Origin of the sequence: Rhodococcus sp. IEGM 1305 (genome assembly GCF_030058635.1) — a bacterium.
GTDB lineage: Bacteria > Actinomycetota > Actinomycetes > Mycobacteriales > Mycobacteriaceae > Rhodococcus_F > Rhodococcus_F opacus_D.
In genome coordinates this window covers 1-15,495 of record NZ_JASHKX010000011.1, presented here as the reverse complement: position 1 = coordinate 15,495, position 15,495 = coordinate 1, and the positions used below count along the sequence as shown (strand labels likewise).

The window sequence follows — 15,495 nt, the reverse complement described above, 5'->3', positions numbered from 1 at the left end:
TCTGTGTCATTCGGTTCGGACTTCGGGTGACGGGACGTCAGGAGGCCAGCGCCGGCCGGCCCGATTCGGGAACGTCCCTGGTCGTGGTGGGTGTGGCGTGGTTCGTGTTCGCGACCGCGTGCGAGACGTCGCGGGCTGCCGCCATGACGGCACGGGTGAACTCGACGCGGCGGGGCACGAAACGGCTGACCGGGATGCTCATGCTCACCGCGGCCACCACGGAACCCATGTCGTCACGCACCGGCGCGGCGACGCAGTGGACCTCCGAGACGGCTTCACCGAGGTCGTAGGCGTGGCCGGAAGACCGCGCCACCGACAACGCGTCGAGCAGCGCCCCGGCATTTGTGATCGTCGACGGCGTGTGCCTGCGCAACTGGCGACCGGCCAGGTACCGGTGCAGTTCGTTCTCCTCGAGGCTCGCCAGGAGGACCTTGCCCACCGCTGTGCAATGTGCTTCGAGACGGGCGCCGACGCGTGCACCCTGCACGGTGATGTTGTGCGTACCGACCACCTTGTCGACGTACAGCACGTGCCACCGTTCCATCACCGCGAGGTGACTGGTTTCGCCGTACCGCTCGACGAGGTTCTCGATGACCGGCGCGGCGCAGGACCGCACGTCGACGGTGCCCCGCAGGGTTTCGCCGAGTTCGATCACCCGCCACCCGATCCGGTAGCGACCACGCGTGCGGCACTGGAGCAGTCCGGTGTCGACGAGACTCGACAGCAAGGCGTGTGCACTCGATCGGGGGACGTCGATGGCAGCGGCGACCTCGGAGACCCCCCATTCCGGTTGCGCTGCGGTGAACAGGTCCAGCACCGGCCCGATCTTCTGGACCGTCTGCAGTGTCGCCACGGTGTCCGTCCTTTCTTCCCACGGCTCCGCGGGAAGCGAACGTGCACCTCGCTGAGCGTCTGTGATCTGAAACACTAGGAAGAACGCGGCCACCACACCATGACCACCAGCGCATGAATGGATGACTGCACGCGCACCACCCGCGATGGGGCGATAGCCGGATTCCCGAACCCCGGGAATCTCCCCGATCAGGGGTCGTAGTCCACGACGACCGAAGCGTGATCACTCATCCGCCGGTCGGCCGCGGGCTCCCGATCGGTGCCGGCCGCGACCGCAGCCTGTGCCAGGCGCGGCGTCGCGAGATGGTAGTCGATGCCCCACCCGGTGTCGTTCACCGATCAACTGCCCCAGCCACGACCACCACGAGTACGGACCGTCGACGCCAGGATGGTGCTGCCGGACCACGTCGACGAGAGTGCGCGGCGACAGGATGGAGTCGAACCACTCACGCTCCTCCGGAAGGCAACCCTTCGCGGCGCACGTGGTGCTCGAGATCCACCTCGTCGTGCGGGAGGTGGTTCCATCCCCACCGGCCGAGCGAGGTGACCGAACGGCGGGCCCGCTTACGGAAAGGTGGGGCGACCTGGTTGCCGGCCAGGGCCGTGTCGAACATCGTGCGCATGTCGGCCGCGGGCGCCCCGTCCGGTGGGTTGAAGACCGCCAGGCCGCCGACGTGCATCGGATGCTCGCGGGATTCGCCGAGCAGAAACAACCGGTAGAAAATTGGGTGAATCGAGCCCGACGGAGCAGGTCAGTTGTCCAACCCGGCCGCGAGTGCTTGACGGCTGGCGTGGACGTGAGGCCCGTGCCGCGCGCCCCATGTCACAACAGTTCAATCTGATTGGCCGGCGGTGACATTGGGCGACGGGCGACAGGCGGAGGGCACCGAGGTCCACGTCGGCTGAGCTACGGTCTGCCTATGGACGACGAGCACGCAATGGGCACGACTGGCGGTCCGGTGCGGTATGAGGGTGGACTGCCGGGACTGATTGCGCGCGCCCGGGCGCTGACCGAGCCGGGCACGCGCCGCATTCTCGGCATCGCGGGACCGCCCGGCTCGGGCAAGAGCACCGTCGCCGCGGCAGTGCTCGCGGCGCTCGGACCGTCCGCGGTCGTGGTGCCGATGGACGGATTCCACCTGGCGGGTGCGGAACTGGTCCGCCTCGGCCGGGCCGGCCGCAAGGGCGCACCCGACACGTTCGACGCCGCCGGCTACGTGGCGCTGCTGCGCCGGCTGCGTGAACCCGGCGGCGAGACGGTGTACGCCCCGGAGTTCCACCGCGACGTCGAGGAGTCCTACGCCGGGTCGATCGCCGTCCCGCCGGACGTGCCGCTGGTGATCACCGAGGGCAACTACCTGCTCCTCGACGAGCAGCCGTGGGCGAGGGTGCGTGACCTGCTCGACGAGGCATGGTTCCTCGCGCCGGACGACGAGGAGCGCGTCACCCGGCTCGTCGAGCGGCACATCCGGTTCGGCAAGTCGCCCGACGATGCGCGAGAGTGGGTGCGGCGCAGCGACGAACGCAACACCGCGTTGGTCGCACCCGGCCGCGCCCGCGCCGACGTCGTCGTGCTCGGTGACCCGGTGTGACCGGGTTCAGGCCGGGTACTCGATCGGTTCCATCCGGCCGCTGGTGAGTGAGCGCGTCGCGGCTTCGGCGATCGCCTGCGCCTTCAGCGCCTCCGCCAGGGTCGGGCCGATCGCGGCACCGTTTTCCAGCGCGTCGACGAAGTGGTCGAGCGCGGTGCGGTAGCTGCCTCTGATCCGCTCGAACCATCCCGCGTACAAGCCGTCGTCGACCACGCGGCCGGCGCTGTAACGGGAAACCGATCCGGCGCGCTGCCGTCGCGCCTCGACCATGCCGGTCGAACCGAGCACCTCGATGCGTTCGTCGTAGCCGTAGCCGATCCGCCGGGTGCAGTCGATCTGGACGAGCGCGCCGCCGGGCAGACGCAGGGTGACTGCCGACGTGTCGACGTCGCCGTACTCGGCGAGGCGGGGTTCGGCGAGCGTGGAACCGGTCGCGAAGACGGACTCGGGGTCGAGCCCGGAGATCCACCGGGCCAGGTCGAAGAAGTGGACGGTCTGGTCGCGCATCTGCCCACCCGAGACCGCGACGTACTCGAACGGCGGCATCGCCGGACCGCGGCTGGTCATCTGGATCAGCTCGACCGAACCGATCTCACCGGACGTGACCACCCGCTGCAGTTCGGCGTAGTCGCGGTCGAAGCGGCGGTTGAAATCGACCATCGCCGGCAGCGATCGGGTCTCGGCGAAGCGCACGATGTCGACGGCGCGCGCGAGATCGAGGTCGATCGGTTTCTCGCACATGGCCGGGATCCCCGCCGTCGCCGCGGCGCGAAGGTGCTCGCCGTGGGTGTCGGTGGACGACGCGATGAAGACGGCGTCGATTGCCGTGGGGTCGAAGACTTCCGCGAGATCGGTCGTCGCACGGCTGCCGTGCCGCTTGGCGAGGTCCGTCGCGCGAGCGAGGTCGATGTCGAAGACGAAAGCCAGGTCGACGTCGGGGTGCGCGGCGAGGTTGGCACCGTGCACTCCACCGATGAATCCCGCGCCGATGAGGGCGAAACGCTGCATGTCAGATACCGACCTTGTCGTGTGCGAAAGCGGGAACCACCCAGGCGGAGTCGGCGGCGTGCGAGGCGGCCGTCGCCTCGACGAACTGGACGCCGATCAGCCCGTCGCGTCCGGTGGGGAAGGACAGATCGCGGACGGTGGTGGGGGTGTCGTCGCGGCGGGCGCGGAGTTCGTCCGCGAGATCGCGGTAGAAGTTCGCGAACGCCTCGAGGAAGCCTTCGGGATGTCCCAGGCCGGGGCGGGTGAGCCGGTCGGCGTCCTCGGACAGCGTGCGCATCCCCTGCGCGAGGATCGTCGTGCCACCGTCGAGGTCGCGCACCGTCAGGTGCTGGGGGTCCTCGTGTCGCCATTCGATGCTCGCGGTGTCGCCGAACACCCGGATGCTCAGGCCGTGCTCGTTGCCGGTGGCGGCCATGCTCGCCCACAGTGTCGCGGGTGCCCCGTTGGAGAGGGTGAGGCGAACGGTGGCGTTGTCGAACACCCGCCGTCCGGGGACGAGGGTGTCCAGTTCGGCAGACACCCTGGTGGCTTCGAGTCCGGTGATGTACCGCAGGAGGTGGAAGGCGTGGGTGCCGAGATCGCCGACGACGCTGGGGAATCCCGCGACGCCGGGGTCGGTGCGCCAGCGTGCCTGCCGGTGCTCGCCGAGTTCGACGGGTGCCGCGGCCCAACCGGACGCGTGCTCGACCGCGGCGAATCGGATCCGGCCGAGGTCGCCGTCGCGCACCATCCGGGCCGCCTGCCGGACCATCGCATACGCCGAATAGCAGTGCGGGACGGCGAGAATCGCACCGGACGACTCGGCGATCGCGACCAGTTCCGCAGCCGACGCCGAGTCGGGCGTGAGGGGCTTTTCGCACACCACCGAGATGCCCGCCTCCAGGAACGTGCGCGCGATGACGAAGTGGCTGTCGTTCGGCGTGGTCACGGCGACCACGTCGACGCCGTCCTCGCGGGCGGATTCCCGTTCCGCCATCTCCCGGTAGTCGCGATAGGTGCGATCTGCCGGCACACCGAGACTCTCGGCGATCCGCACCGACGATGCGCCGTCTCGCCCGAAGACCCCCGCGTGCAGGTCGTATCGGTCGTCGAGGCGCATCGCGTAGCGGTGGGTCTTGCCGATGTCGGCGCCCTGCCCGCCGCCGACCATGCCCGCGACCAGGCGCAGGCTCCCTTGCTTGCTCAACTCGGCTCCTACTGAGGGGTTTTGACCGCGAGGACGGGGATCGGGGATTGCAGGATGAGGCGCTGGCTCACGCTGCCGAGCAGCGCCTTGCCGACCGCGCTGCGTCGTTTGACGCCGATCACGAGTCGTTCGATGTCGGGTCGTTCGTCGAGCAGGTCGAGCACGGCGGTCGCGGGATCGCGGTCTCCGCGTCCGATGCGGTCGAGGACGGTCACGCCGCCGTCGGCGAGAGTGTGCACCTCTTCGGGTTCGGTGAGGGAGAGGTTCACCACCAGGAGGTCGGCACCCAGCATCGCGGCTTCCTTCTTGCCGGCGAGGAGGGCGTGCGATCCTTCGGAGGAGTCGGTCACGGCTACGAGCACTGTCATGGGATCAACCTTTCAGGGGACACGGTGCGGCGACTGTCACGAGTAGTCGCGCCGGAACTGATCTTCGAGTTCCTCGAGCGAGCGGCCACGGGTCTCCGGGACCTGGGTTTTGATGAAGACGAGAGCCAGCACGCCGAGGCCGGCGAAGATGAAGAACGTGGCACCGATTCCCAGTGCGGCCACGACGGGCGGGAAGAGCAGCGCGACAACCGCGTTGGCGATCCACAGCGCGAAGATGCAGACACCGATGGCGAAGCTGCGGATCTTCAGCGGGAAGATCTCCGACAGCATCAGCCACACCAGGGGGCCGATCGTGGCCTGCATCGAGAAGACGAACAGCACCACGAACGTCAGGATCAGGTATGCCTTGAGCGTGCCGTCGGGCAGCAGGAACGCGGACAGGCCGACGAGCACGTGGAACGTGGTGGTGAGGGTGAAGCCGCCGATGAGCATCTTCCGACGGTCGATCCGGTTGATCAGGGCGACGCCGGTGAGGACGCCGAGCACGCTGAACAGACCGTTGAGGGTGTTCGCGACGATGGCGGCGTTGGAGGAGAATCCGGCGTCGCCGAGCAGCTGGGTGCCGTAGTACATCACCGAGTTGATGCCGGTGGCCTGCTGGAACACTCCGAGGCCGACGCCGATGAAGATGAGGCGGCGGATCCACTTCACCGACAGGTCGGCGGCCCCGCCGGTCTGTGAGAGCTTCTCTTCCTCGGCGAGCGCCCGAACTTCCTCCAACTCGGCACGTGCCCGCTCCGGGGACCGAACCTGGAGAAGCACGGCGAGCGCTTCGTCGTGCCGGTCCTGCGACATCAGCCAGCGCGGGCTCTCCGGCATCCGCAGCATTCCGGCGAACAGGAAGATGGCCGGAATGACGGCGACCAGAAGCATGAAGCGCCAGACGTTCTCGTGCTCGCCCCAGATGTTGAAGATGATGGCGTTGATCACGAATGCGGCGAACTGTCCGACGACGATCATGACCTCGTTGCGGGAGACCACGCTGCCGCGTCGTTCGGTGGGGGAGATCTCGGAGAGGTAGACGGGCACGGTCGCGGATGCGCCGCCGACGGCGAGGCCGAGGATGAAGCGGAACAGTGCGAGCACCTCCCACGTCGGGGACAGCACGCAGCCGATCGTCCCGATCATGAAGATGATCGCGAGCACCAGGATGTTGTGCCGGCGTCCGAACCGGTCGGACATCCGTCCGCCGATGAGAGCGCCGATCGCGGCACCGAAGATCAGGATGCTCACCACCAGGCCCTCGGTGAACGAGGTGAGCTGGAGGTCTTCCTTCAGCGGTGCGAGTGCGCCGTTGATGACTCCGGTGTCGTATCCGAAGAGCAGGCCGCCGAAGGTGGCGACGACGGCGATGATGCCGAGTCTGTGCGAGTGCCGCCCAGGGGCGTCGGCAGGCAGGGACGGGGCGGTAGTTCGGGTGAGATCGCTGGCCATGAACATCTCCTCGACGTATTCCATGTACAGAACACGTAATGTGTTTATGTCCGAACAAAGCTAACCCATTGTGACTCGGCGCACAACGGCAAGCCAACCATCGGGCGGTTCCCGCGGCCCGATCGGTGGCTACCTACCCGCGAGTAATAGAACGCACGATCTGTTATTGTTCGCCGTATGCCCAGGCCACGAGTCCACGACCTCGACGCCGCGCTCGATGCCGCCGAACGGCTGGCCGTCGATGGCGGACCCAGTGCGGTGACCCTGCGCGCGGTCGCCGCGGCCACGGAGATGTCCAACGGCGCCATCTACCACGCATTCGGCTCGCGGGGAGGGCTGGTCGGGCGCGCCTGGTTGCGGGCGGCGCACCGATTTCTCGACCTGCAACAGGAATCGGTCGAGGAGGCTCTGGGGCGCGGTCCCGTGGACGCCGTCGTCGCGGCCGCCGACACCCCGGCCGTCTTCGCCGAGCGATTCCCGCAGTCGTCGCGGCTCCTTCTCACCGTGCGCCGCGACGAACTGCTCGGCTCCGAGGTCCCCGAGGACGTCGCCGCCGAATTGTCGCGCCTCGACTCCGTCCTCGTCGAACTGTTCGTCCGATTGGCGCTGGCGTTGTGGGGGCGCAAGGACGGTCGCGCGGTCGAAGTGATCGAAGCGTGCGTCGTCGGGCTCCCCACCGGACTCCTGCTGCACGCCCGGCGAAAACCGGACGACGCCATGCGCTTGCGCCTGGAGGCGGCGGTCCGCGCCGTCCTCACTCTCGACCCCCCGCCCCCGGGGAAACGTCACGACAGCAACACGAAAGGTTCCCGATGACCGCCACCTTGACCTACCAGGACACGATCGCCGTCCTCGACCTCGGCGACGACGAGAATCGTTTCTCCCCCGAGTGGCTCGACACCGTCGACCGGCTCCTCGACGACGCCCACGACCACGGCGCGCAGGCCCTGGTCACCACGGCCACCGGGAAGTTCTACTCCAACGGCCTCGACCTGGACTGGCTGATGGCCAACGGTGACCGCGCAGACTGGTACGTCGGGCGCGTGCAGGCCCTGTTCAGCCGGATTCTGACGCTCCCGCTGCCGACGGTGGCCGCGGTCAACGGGCATGCGTTCGGCGCCGGCGCCATGCTCGGAATCGCCCACGACTACCGGGTGATGCGGTCCGACCGCGGGTACTACTGCTTCCCCGAGGTCGACATCCACATTCCGTTCACCCCGGGGATGGCCGCGCTGATCCAGGCCAAGCTGACACCGCAGACCGCGATCACCGCCATGACCACCGGCCGCCGCTACGGCGGCCCCGCCGCGCAGACGAGTGGGCTGGTCGACGGGACCGCCCCCGAAGGGGCGGTCCTCGGCGCCGCTGTCGACCTGATCGCGCCGCTCGCGGGGAAGGACACCGGCACGCTCGGCGCCATCAAGTCCACCATGTTCGCGCCGGCCGTCGCCGCACTCGCATCGGGTCGATCATGACCCGGTGACGCGAAACCTACTGTGCCAGAGAGATGGTCACTCGCCGGGCACGTGGAGAAGCAGGGCGTCGCCCTGCCCGCCGCCGCCGCAGAGAGCGGCGGCGCCGGTTCCACCACCGCGTCGCTTCAGCTCGAGCGCGAGGTGCAGCACGACCCGTGCCCCCGACATGCCGAGCGGGTGCCCGATGGCGATGGCGCCGCCGTTCACATTGACCTTCGACGGGTCGACTCCGAGTTGCCGGGTCGACACGATGCCGACGGCGGCGAAGGCCTCGTTGATCTCGACGAGATCGAGCGCCGAGGGGTCGAGTCCCTCACGGGTGCACGCCTTGTCGATGGCATTGGCGGGCTGCTGCTGGAGCGTCGAATCCGGCCCGGCGACGACGCCGTGGGCGCCGATCTCGGCGAGCCATTCGAGTCCCAGCTCCTCGGCCTTGGCCTTGCTCATCACCACGACCGCGGCCGCGCCGTCGGAGATCTGCGACGCGGAACCCGCGGTGACGGTGCCGTTCTTGCTGAAGGCGGGCCGCAGCTTCGACAGCGACTCGGCGGTGGTGTCGGCGCGGACGCCCTCGTCCTCGGTGACGACGAGCGGCTCGCCCCGGCGCTGCGGGATGGTGACGGGTACGACCTCGTCGTCGAAGAGTCCGTTCTTCCACGCGGCCGCGGCGCGCTGATGTGAGGCGGCGGCGAAGGCGTCCTGCTCTTCGCGACCGATCTTGTCGGTGTTCGCGTTCCGGTCCTCGGTGAGCGCACCCATCGCCTGCTCGGTGAAGATGTCGTACAGGCCGTCATAGGCGAGGTGGTCGACGAGGGTGGTGTCGCCGTACTTGAAACCGCTCCGCGAGTTCGGGAGAAGGTGCGGCGCCTGGGACATCGACTCCTGCCCACCGGCGACGACGACATCGAATTCGCCGGCGCGGATCAGCTGGTCGGCGAGCGCGATGGCGTCGAGACCCGACAGGCACACCTTGTTGACGGTCAAGGCGGGCACCGACATCGGGATGCCCGCGTTGACCGCGGCCTGCCGGGCCGGGATCTGACCGGCACCGGCAGTGAGGACCTGCCCCATGATCACGTACTCCACCAGTTCCGGTGCCACCCCGGCCTTGTCGAGGGCGCCCTTGATGGCGATGCCACCGAGATCGGATCCGGAGAGTGACGCGAGCGAACCCGTCAGCCGGCCGACGGGGGTCCGGGCTCCGGCGACGATGACGGACCTGGCGGAAGAAGTCATGGGATTGTCCTTGGTGTCGTGACGAATGTTGCTCAGACGAGTGCGGATTCGCGGATCTCGAGGGGGGTTCCGGTGGCGGCGACGACCTCGTCGACGGTGACGCCGGGAGCGACCTCACGGAGAGCGAGGGTGCCGTCGCCGACCACGTCGATGACGGCGAGGTTGGTGATGATGCGGTTGACGACGCCCTGGCCGGTCAGCGGCAGGGTGCAGGCGTCGATGATCTTGGGGTTGCCGTCCCGGTCGGTGTGTTCCATGAGGACGATGACGCGGCTCGCGCCGTGCACGAGGTCCATCGCACCACCCATGCCCTTGACCATCTTTCCGGGGACCATCCAGTTGGCGAGGTCGCCGGTGCGGGAGACCTGCATGCCGCCGAGGACGGCGGTGTCGATGTGGCCGCCGCGGATCATGCCGAACGACAGCGCGGAGTCGAAGAATGCGGCACCGGCATTGACGGTGACCGTTTCCTTGCCGGCGTTGATCAGGTCGGGGTCGACGTTCTCGTCGGTGGGGTAGGGGCCGGTGCCGAGGATCCCGTTCTCCGAATGCAAGGTCACGGTGACGTCGGTGCCGAGGTATCCGGGAATGAGCGTCGGCAGTCCGATGCCGAGGTTGACGTATTCGCCGTCGACCATCTCCGCGGCCGCGCGAGCGGCCATCTGCTCACGTGTCCATCCGTTGGTGCCGGTCATCGAGTGGCTCCTTCCGTGCTGCTGACTGTCCGCTTCTCGATCCGCTTGTTCTGGGGGCCGGTCTCGACGATGCGTTGAACGAAGACTCCGGGCAGATGCACCTGGGCGGGATCGATGGTGCCTGCGGGGACGAGTTCCTCGACCTGCGCGATGGTCACCTTCCCGGCCATCGCCGCGAGGGGGTTGAAGTTCAGGGCCGACTTGTCGAATACCAGGTTGCCGGCGGTGTCGCCCCGCAGTGCGTGGACCAGGGCGAAGTCGGCGGTGATGCCGAGTTCGAGAACGTAGCGCTTGTCGCCGAACACGCGGGTCTCCTTCGGGGGCGACGCGAGCGCGACGGAACCGTCGGCGGCGTACCGCCACGGCAGTCCGCCGTCGGCGACGGGGCTTCCCACACCGGCGGGGGTGAAGAACGCGGGGATGCCCGCGCCGCCCGCCCGAAGGCGTTCGGCCAGCGTGCCCTGCGGGGTCAGCTCCACCTCGAGCTCACCGGAGAGGTACTGACGGGCGAATTCCTTGTTCTCGCCGACGTACGACGCGGTGACACGCCGAATCTGGCGGGCGCCCAGCAGAATTCCGAGTCCGTGGTCGTCCACACCGCAGTTGTTGGAGAAGACCTCGAGATTCCCGACACCGGAGTCGGCGAGCGCGCGGATCAGCGAGTCGGGGATTCCGCACAGGCCGAACCCGCCCACGGCGATCGACGCGCCGTCGGACACGTCCGCGACTGCTTCTTCCGGGGTGTCGAACACTCTCGATCCCATGTGCATCCTTTCTCCTGGCCGCCGTACCGGCGATACCGTCTTCCGCATCACATCGTCCACCTGGTGAACGTCTCCGTGCGACGAGCTTTGCTCCACTAAAAGGGGTCGCTTCATGCATTTCAAGGGTTTCGGAGAGAGTGCTCGCGGTTTGAACGTACTGCCGGAGAGCGTTCACTGAGTGAACGTATACTGCGGTCATGGACGACGCGCAGCGACCGCAGGTCATTCGGCGGGTGGGCGCCCTCTTCCGGGCCATCGCCGCCCTCGAATCGTCGGGATCCTCGACGTCCGCCCTGGCACGGGAGACGGGTCTCGCCCGCCCCACCGTGCACCGTCTCCTCGTTTCGCTGGCCGAGGAGGGGCTGGTGGACCGCGACCAGAAGTCGGGGAAATGGTCGCTGGGACCCGAGCTGTACCTGCTCGGCTCGCTCGCGGCCAGCCGGTACGACATCACGGACCGATCCCGCGACGTCCTGCGCGATCTGGCCCGCGAGACCGGCGAGAGTGTCTTCCTGTCCGCCCGCCGCGGCGACGAAACGGTCTGCATCGCGAGCGAGGAGGGCAGCTTCCCGCTGCGCTCCCACGTGCTGTACGTCGGCATCCGCCTACCGCTCGGGGTGGCGTCGGCGGGTCTGGTCATCCTGTCCCACCTGCCGGACCGCGACATCGACGACTACCTGTCGCGCGCCGACGTCACCGGCGAGTGGGGAACGCAGCACAGGCGGGACGAGATCGCCGAGCGCATCGCGGAGACACGCCTGAACGGGTACGCCGTCAATCCCGGACTGCTGGTGGAGGGCAGCTGGGGGATGGGCGCCGCCGTCTTCGACGCCCAGGGATCACCGGCCTGGGCGCTGAGCATCACGGGGGTGGAGAGCCGGTTCCGCGAGGAGCGCCGCCGCGAACTGGGCGAACTCCTCCTCCGCCAGGCGCACCGGCTCACCCAACTGCTCGCCGACAGGCCGCGGAGTCGGGGATGACCGAGCGGTGGGCCGGCGCCTACGCCGCCTTCCGCCGCCGCTGCGGTCGCCCGTGGCGAGTGTCGATACTCCACAGGTGGGTGCAGTCGGGGCACTGCAGATGGACGTGGGTTCCCTGATTGCTCAGCAGGTACTGCCAATGCCGGTCGCAATTGCGGCCGGACCCGCAGTCGTGGCAGTCCGAGCCGTGATCGCAGCCAGGGCAGGGCAACCAGGCGCGACGGGAGAAGTCCGCGGTCGGATCAATCGGTAACACGGCCCACCGTCCGATCCGGGAGCACACCCGCCTGGACCAGCTCGTCGTAGATGCGCTGCTGCTCGGGGTCGAGGCCGGAGTACAGCATGTCGTACGCCCGCTCTTCCTCCGCGAGCACGGCGACGGGGTCCCAGTCCTCGCCGATCGCCTCGAGAACAGCGGTGCGCCGCCGCGCCTCGTCCAGCGTGAGGTCGAGCGCGAACGAGAGTTCGGAGTCGCTACCCATGTGGTCACCTTCGTTTCGCAGTCGCCGTTATCGAAGGGGCCAGGGTCACTCGAGCCCGCCCAAGATCACAATGACCTGGATCACGTCGATCGAAAGTGTTGCGTCGTATTAACGACGAAACGCCCCGCCATCCGGGTGGATGACGGGGCGCTGGTGCGAGTGGGGTCAGGCCTGCAGGCCGGCCTCGATCTCGAGGGTGATGGTGATCTTGTCGCCGACGACGGCTCCGCCGCCTTCGAGGGGCATGTCGATGGTGATGCCGAAGTCCTTGCGGTTGAGGACGGTGGTGGCTTCGAAGCCGGCGACCGGGCCGTTGCCCATGCCGGGGTTGACGCCGTTGAACTCGAGGGCGAGCTCGACGGGGCGGGTGACGCCGTGGAGGGTGAATTCGCCCTCGACCACGTAGTCGTCGCCCTTGGGGCGGACGGCGGTGGAGGTGAAGGTGGCGGTGGGGTACTGCTCGGCGTCGAAGAAGTCGGCGGACTTGATGTGGGCGTCGCGGTCGGTGTTCTTGGTGTCGATGGACGCGACCTGGATCTCGGCGGTGACGGCGGCGGTGCCGTCCTCGGCGACGGTGATCGCGCCGGTGAAGTCGTTGAAGGTGCCGCGGACCTTGCTGACCATCAGGTGGCGGACGGAGAAGCCGACGGTGGAGTGGACGGTGTCGATTGCCCAGGTTCCGGCGGTGAGGTTGGGCAGGGTGGCGGTGGCGGTGGTCATGAAAACTCCTTGGGCTGTGGAACGGTCACTCGAAATCGAGGTAATTGAATCTGCAACTACTACGTTAGGCCGATGTCGTTGCGAAGTCAACTAAATTCTGCGAAAGGCTGGTGAACGGCGGTATTACTGCTTCGGCCGGACCGGATGGCGGCTGACGATGGAGATCCGGTTGAAGGCGTTCATGGTGACGGCGATCCAGCTCACCGTGGCGATCTCCGGCTCGGAGAGGAACTGGCGCGCGAACGCGTAGTCGGCCTCCTGGGTATGCGCGTCCGGGAGGGTCGTGATCGATTCGGCCATGGTGAGCGCCGCAACCTCCCGGTCGGAGAAGAGTTCCGTCTCCCGCCAGGCGGGCAGAACCGCGAGGCGCTGCTGGGTCTCGCCGGCCGCGAGCGCCGCGGCGACGTGAACGTCCAGGCAGTACGCGCAGCGGTTGATCTGGGAGACGCGCACGTTGATCAGCTCGACGAATCGCCGGTCCATCCCGACCTCGGTGGTCGCATGACGGACGGCCTTGGCGACGCCGATTTGCGCCTGATAGACGGCCGGACTCTGCTTGTCGATGTGGACGTACTCGTTCACGGGTGCCGTGCTGCTCATGGTCGACCTTTCCGGGCTCAGGGGTTTTCCAGCAGGTGGGTGCGCATTTCGCTGAAGTCGTGACCGAGGATGCCGACGTCGCGGGGGCTGAGCAGGTCGAACATGTTGCGTCGCACCTCCGCGACATGTCCGGGGCTGGCGGCGGCGAGCTTCTCGGCTCCGGCGTCGGTCAGTTCGGCCAATGTTCCCCGCTTGTCGTCTTCGCATTCGACGCGGCGCACCCAGCCGGTGTCGACCAGCCTGCTGATGGCCCTGGTCACGCCGCTGCGGGTGGTGGTCACCGCGTCGGCGAGTTCGCGCATCCGCAGTTGCCGCTGCGGCGCCTCCGACAGCACGACGAGCAGTTCGAAGTCCGTGAACGAGATGCCGGCGTCGCGGGTGAGCTGTCGATCGAGCGCCTGCAGGAGTAGGCGTGTGGCGTCCAGGTAGGCGCGCCAGGTGTTCTGTTCGTCGGCGCTGAGCCATCGGGTCGGTTCCACGACACCAGCATAGCTCAAGTAGTTGACAGCGCAACGACTTGCTGTAGTCTGAATTTAGTTGAAAGCGCAATCACTGCGCTCCGCGGAGAGGGGCAGGGCAATGAGCACCACAGACGAGCAGGAGCGTTCGCAGAGGTTCGCGGAGCAACGCGACCGGATCCGCGTCGAGCATCTGAAGCCGGTGGCGTCGAGGCCCGCGTCCTCGGCCCGCGGACTCCATCACACTGCGCTGATCAGCAGTGACGTCGAGCGCACCGTCCGGTTCTATCAAGACCTGCTCGAGTTTCCGCTCACCGAACTGATCGAGAACCGGGACTACGCCGGGTCGTCGCACTTCTTCTTCGACATCGGCAACGGCAACCTGCTGGCATTCTTCGACTTCCCGGGCCTCGACGTCGGCCCGTACCGGGAAGTGCTCGGCGGACTCCACCACATCGCGATCAGCGTCGAACCCGACCGGTGGAACCACCTGCGCACGAAACTGATCGACGCCGACGTCGAATTGGTCGAACACAGCGAGGTGTCGATGTACTTCCGCGACCCCGACGGTGCCCGCCTCGAACTCATCGCCGACCCGCTCGGCGAAATGTACGGCTCACACGTTCTGTGAGAACCCCGACTCTGAGAAGCCTGGCTCTGAGAAACCTGGAGAGGATTCGCTCATGACTGCCGCCATCACCCCACCCCGCATCGACGTCCGCCGAGCCGACGACCGGTTCAAGACCGACGCCGGCTGGCTGGATTCCAAGCATTCGTTCTCGTTCAGCAACCACTACGACCCGGCCAACACCCATCACGGGGTGCTCATGGTCAACAACGACGACATCGTCATCCCGGGTCAGGGCTTCGACACCCACCCCCACCAGGACATGGAGATCGTCACCTGGGTGCTCCAGGGTTCACTGGTGCACCAGGATTCGATGGGACACTCCGGCGTCATCTACCCCGGACTGGCCCAGCGCATGAGCGCCGGAACCGGAATCCTGCACTCGGAGAAGAACGACTCGTGGCGACTGGACGGCGTCACCGGTGAGCACGCCGACGAGCACACCGATCCGGTCCACTTCATCCAGATGTGGGTCGTGCCCGACGAAGCCGGCATCACACCCGGTTACGAGCAACTCGAGATCGACCACGAGTTGCTCGCCGGGGGACTGGTGCCCGTCGCGTCGGGCATGCCGCACTACGCGGACCACTCGGCGATCCGGATCAAGAACAAGTACGCCGCAATGCACGTCGCACGTCTGCAGCCCGGGCAAGCGCCGATCATCCTGCCCGACGCCCCGTTCCTCCACGTGTTCGTCGCGCGCGGCGAAGCGTCGATGGAAGGCGTCGGCATCCTCGCCGAGGGTGACGCCGTCCGGCTCAGCGGTGGCGGCGGCCAACAGGTGACCACCGACACCGGTGCCGAGATCATCGTGTGGGAGATGCACGCGACGATCGCTGCATGACGCGAGCCGCGGGGCAGGTGCGGGTCCCTGTTGCCTCATGTCAAGATGCCCGCGAAGTCTGATTCGTTGACTCATCCAGAAGTGCCCGCGTGAGGGGGGCTCTCCTCGTGGGTGTGTTCTTGGCGGTGGCGAGGGCGATGAGCTCGGTGGTC

Annotated in this window: 18 protein-coding genes and 2 pseudogenes; 6 read left to right on the top strand and 14 right to left on the bottom strand. The window is 67.7% G+C overall.

Annotation, left to right across the window (positions count from 1 at the left end):
• Positions 1 to 37: 37 nt before the first annotated feature.
• The 3 genes and pseudogenes from QM693_RS17835 to QM693_RS17825 form a co-directional block, all read right to left on the bottom strand.
• Complete coding sequence (locus QM693_RS17835) at positions 38 to 853, bottom strand: IclR family transcriptional regulator (RefSeq protein ID WP_283353012.1); 816 nt, start codon at positions 851 to 853, stop codon at positions 38 to 40.
• Between the two features lie 188 nt (positions 854 to 1,041).
• Positions 1,042 to 1,327, bottom strand: a pseudogene (locus QM693_RS17830) (exodeoxyribonuclease III); the annotation flags it as partial.
• Positions 1,305 to 1,532 (bottom strand): annotated as a pseudogene (locus tag QM693_RS17825) (wax ester/triacylglycerol synthase domain-containing protein); the annotation flags it as partial. The pseudogenes QM693_RS17830 and QM693_RS17825, both read right to left, overlap by 23 nt.
• Before the next feature lie 240 nt (positions 1,533 to 1,772).
• Here QM693_RS17825 and QM693_RS17820 point away from each other — a divergent pair.
• Positions 1,773 to 2,444 (top strand): nucleoside/nucleotide kinase family protein, encoded by a 672-nt coding sequence (locus tag QM693_RS17820; protein WP_283353010.1) that lies wholly within the window; start codon positions 1,773 to 1,775, stop codon positions 2,442 to 2,444.
• Between the two features lie 6 nt (positions 2,445 to 2,450).
• On the opposite strand, the gene QM693_RS17815 is transcribed toward QM693_RS17820, so the two are convergent.
• The 4 genes from QM693_RS17815 to QM693_RS17800 are packed head-to-tail and all read right to left on the bottom strand — an operon-like array spanning position 2,451 to position 6,485.
• A complete protein-coding gene (locus QM693_RS17815) occupies positions 2,451 to 3,452 on the bottom strand; it encodes a Gfo/Idh/MocA family protein (protein ID WP_283353009.1) in 1,002 nt (333 codons plus the stop codon).
• Position 3,453: 1 nt separating this feature from the next.
• Positions 3,454 to 4,638, bottom strand: coding sequence for a Gfo/Idh/MocA family protein (locus QM693_RS17810; RefSeq protein ID WP_283353008.1), 1,185 nt, complete (start codon positions 4,636 to 4,638; stop codon positions 3,454 to 3,456).
• A gap of 8 nt (positions 4,639 to 4,646) precedes the next feature.
• On the bottom strand, positions 4,647 to 5,006 hold the full coding sequence (locus QM693_RS17805; RefSeq protein ID WP_283353007.1) for a universal stress protein: 360 nt from the start codon (positions 5,004 to 5,006) through the stop codon (positions 4,647 to 4,649).
• A 36-nt stretch (positions 5,007 to 5,042) separates the two neighbouring features.
• A complete protein-coding gene (locus QM693_RS17800) occupies positions 5,043 to 6,485 on the bottom strand; it encodes a sugar porter family MFS transporter (protein WP_280782732.1) in 1,443 nt (480 codons plus the stop codon).
• Between the two features lie 153 nt (positions 6,486 to 6,638).
• Here QM693_RS17800 and QM693_RS17795 point away from each other — a divergent pair, with 153 nt between their 5' ends.
• A complete protein-coding gene (locus QM693_RS17795) occupies positions 6,639 to 7,277 on the top strand; it encodes a TetR family transcriptional regulator (protein WP_105414648.1) in 639 nt (212 codons plus the stop codon).
• A complete protein-coding gene (locus tag QM693_RS17790) occupies positions 7,274 to 7,936 on the top strand; it encodes an enoyl-CoA hydratase/isomerase family protein (RefSeq protein WP_283353006.1) in 663 nt (220 codons plus the stop codon). The genes QM693_RS17795 and QM693_RS17790 overlap by 4 nt, the downstream gene beginning before the upstream one ends.
• A gap of 36 nt (positions 7,937 to 7,972) precedes the next feature.
• Here the strand turns inward: QM693_RS17790 and QM693_RS17785 are convergent, their stop codons facing one another.
• Genes QM693_RS17785 through QM693_RS17775 form a run of 3 tightly spaced genes read right to left on the bottom strand, consistent with a single transcriptional unit; the run spans position 7,973 to position 10,631 of the window.
• Positions 7,973 to 9,172, bottom strand: coding sequence for an acetyl-CoA C-acetyltransferase (locus QM693_RS17785; protein ID WP_105414646.1), 1,200 nt, complete (start codon positions 9,170 to 9,172; stop codon positions 7,973 to 7,975).
• 32 nt (positions 9,173 to 9,204) lie between these two features.
• Entirely contained in the window at positions 9,205 to 9,867 is a 663-nt protein-coding gene (locus tag QM693_RS17780; RefSeq protein ID WP_005260718.1) for a 3-oxoacid CoA-transferase subunit B, read from the bottom strand.
• On the bottom strand, positions 9,864 to 10,631 hold the full coding sequence (locus tag QM693_RS17775; protein WP_016884572.1) for a CoA transferase subunit A: 768 nt from the start codon (positions 10,629 to 10,631) through the stop codon (positions 9,864 to 9,866). Before QM693_RS17775 ends, QM693_RS17780 begins: the two co-directional genes overlap by 4 nt.
• A gap of 197 nt (positions 10,632 to 10,828) precedes the next feature.
• Between QM693_RS17775 and QM693_RS17770 the strand changes: the two genes are divergently transcribed.
• Positions 10,829 to 11,611 carry an IclR family transcriptional regulator gene (locus tag QM693_RS17770; protein WP_009476976.1) on the top strand — a complete coding sequence of 261 codons (783 nt, stop codon included), beginning with the start codon at positions 10,829 to 10,831 and terminating at the stop codon, positions 11,609 to 11,611.
• A gap of 242 nt (positions 11,612 to 11,853) precedes the next feature.
• Here the strand turns inward: QM693_RS17770 and QM693_RS17765 are convergent, their stop codons facing one another.
• The 4 genes from QM693_RS17765 to QM693_RS17750 form a co-directional block, all read right to left on the bottom strand.
• Positions 11,854 to 12,093 carry a DUF6400 family protein gene (locus tag QM693_RS17765; RefSeq protein ID WP_005237803.1) on the bottom strand — a complete coding sequence of 80 codons (240 nt, stop codon included), beginning with the start codon at positions 12,091 to 12,093 and terminating at the stop codon, positions 11,854 to 11,856.
• Positions 12,094 to 12,258: 165 nt separating this feature from the next.
• On the bottom strand, positions 12,259 to 12,813 hold the full coding sequence (locus QM693_RS17760) for a YceI family protein (protein ID WP_283330859.1): 555 nt from the start codon (positions 12,811 to 12,813) through the stop codon (positions 12,259 to 12,261).
• 123 nt (positions 12,814 to 12,936) lie between these two features.
• Positions 12,937 to 13,413, bottom strand: a complete 477-nt coding sequence (locus QM693_RS17755; RefSeq protein ID WP_283335696.1) for a carboxymuconolactone decarboxylase family protein — start codon at positions 13,411 to 13,413, stop codon at positions 12,937 to 12,939.
• A gap of 17 nt (positions 13,414 to 13,430) precedes the next feature.
• Positions 13,431 to 13,892 carry a MarR family winged helix-turn-helix transcriptional regulator gene (locus QM693_RS17750; RefSeq protein ID WP_009476979.1) on the bottom strand — a complete coding sequence of 154 codons (462 nt, stop codon included), beginning with the start codon at positions 13,890 to 13,892 and terminating at the stop codon, positions 13,431 to 13,433.
• Positions 13,893 to 13,992: 100 nt separating this feature from the next.
• Here QM693_RS17750 and QM693_RS17745 point away from each other — a divergent pair, with 100 nt between their 5' ends.
• Positions 13,993 to 14,502 carry a VOC family protein gene (locus tag QM693_RS17745; RefSeq protein WP_283353005.1) on the top strand — a complete coding sequence of 170 codons (510 nt, stop codon included), beginning with the start codon at positions 13,993 to 13,995 and terminating at the stop codon, positions 14,500 to 14,502.
• Positions 14,503 to 14,554: 52 nt separating this feature from the next.
• Positions 14,555 to 15,343, top strand: coding sequence for a pirin family protein (locus QM693_RS17740; protein ID WP_283353004.1), 789 nt, complete (start codon positions 14,555 to 14,557; stop codon positions 15,341 to 15,343).
• The last annotated feature ends 152 nt before the right edge of the window (positions 15,344 to 15,495 follow it).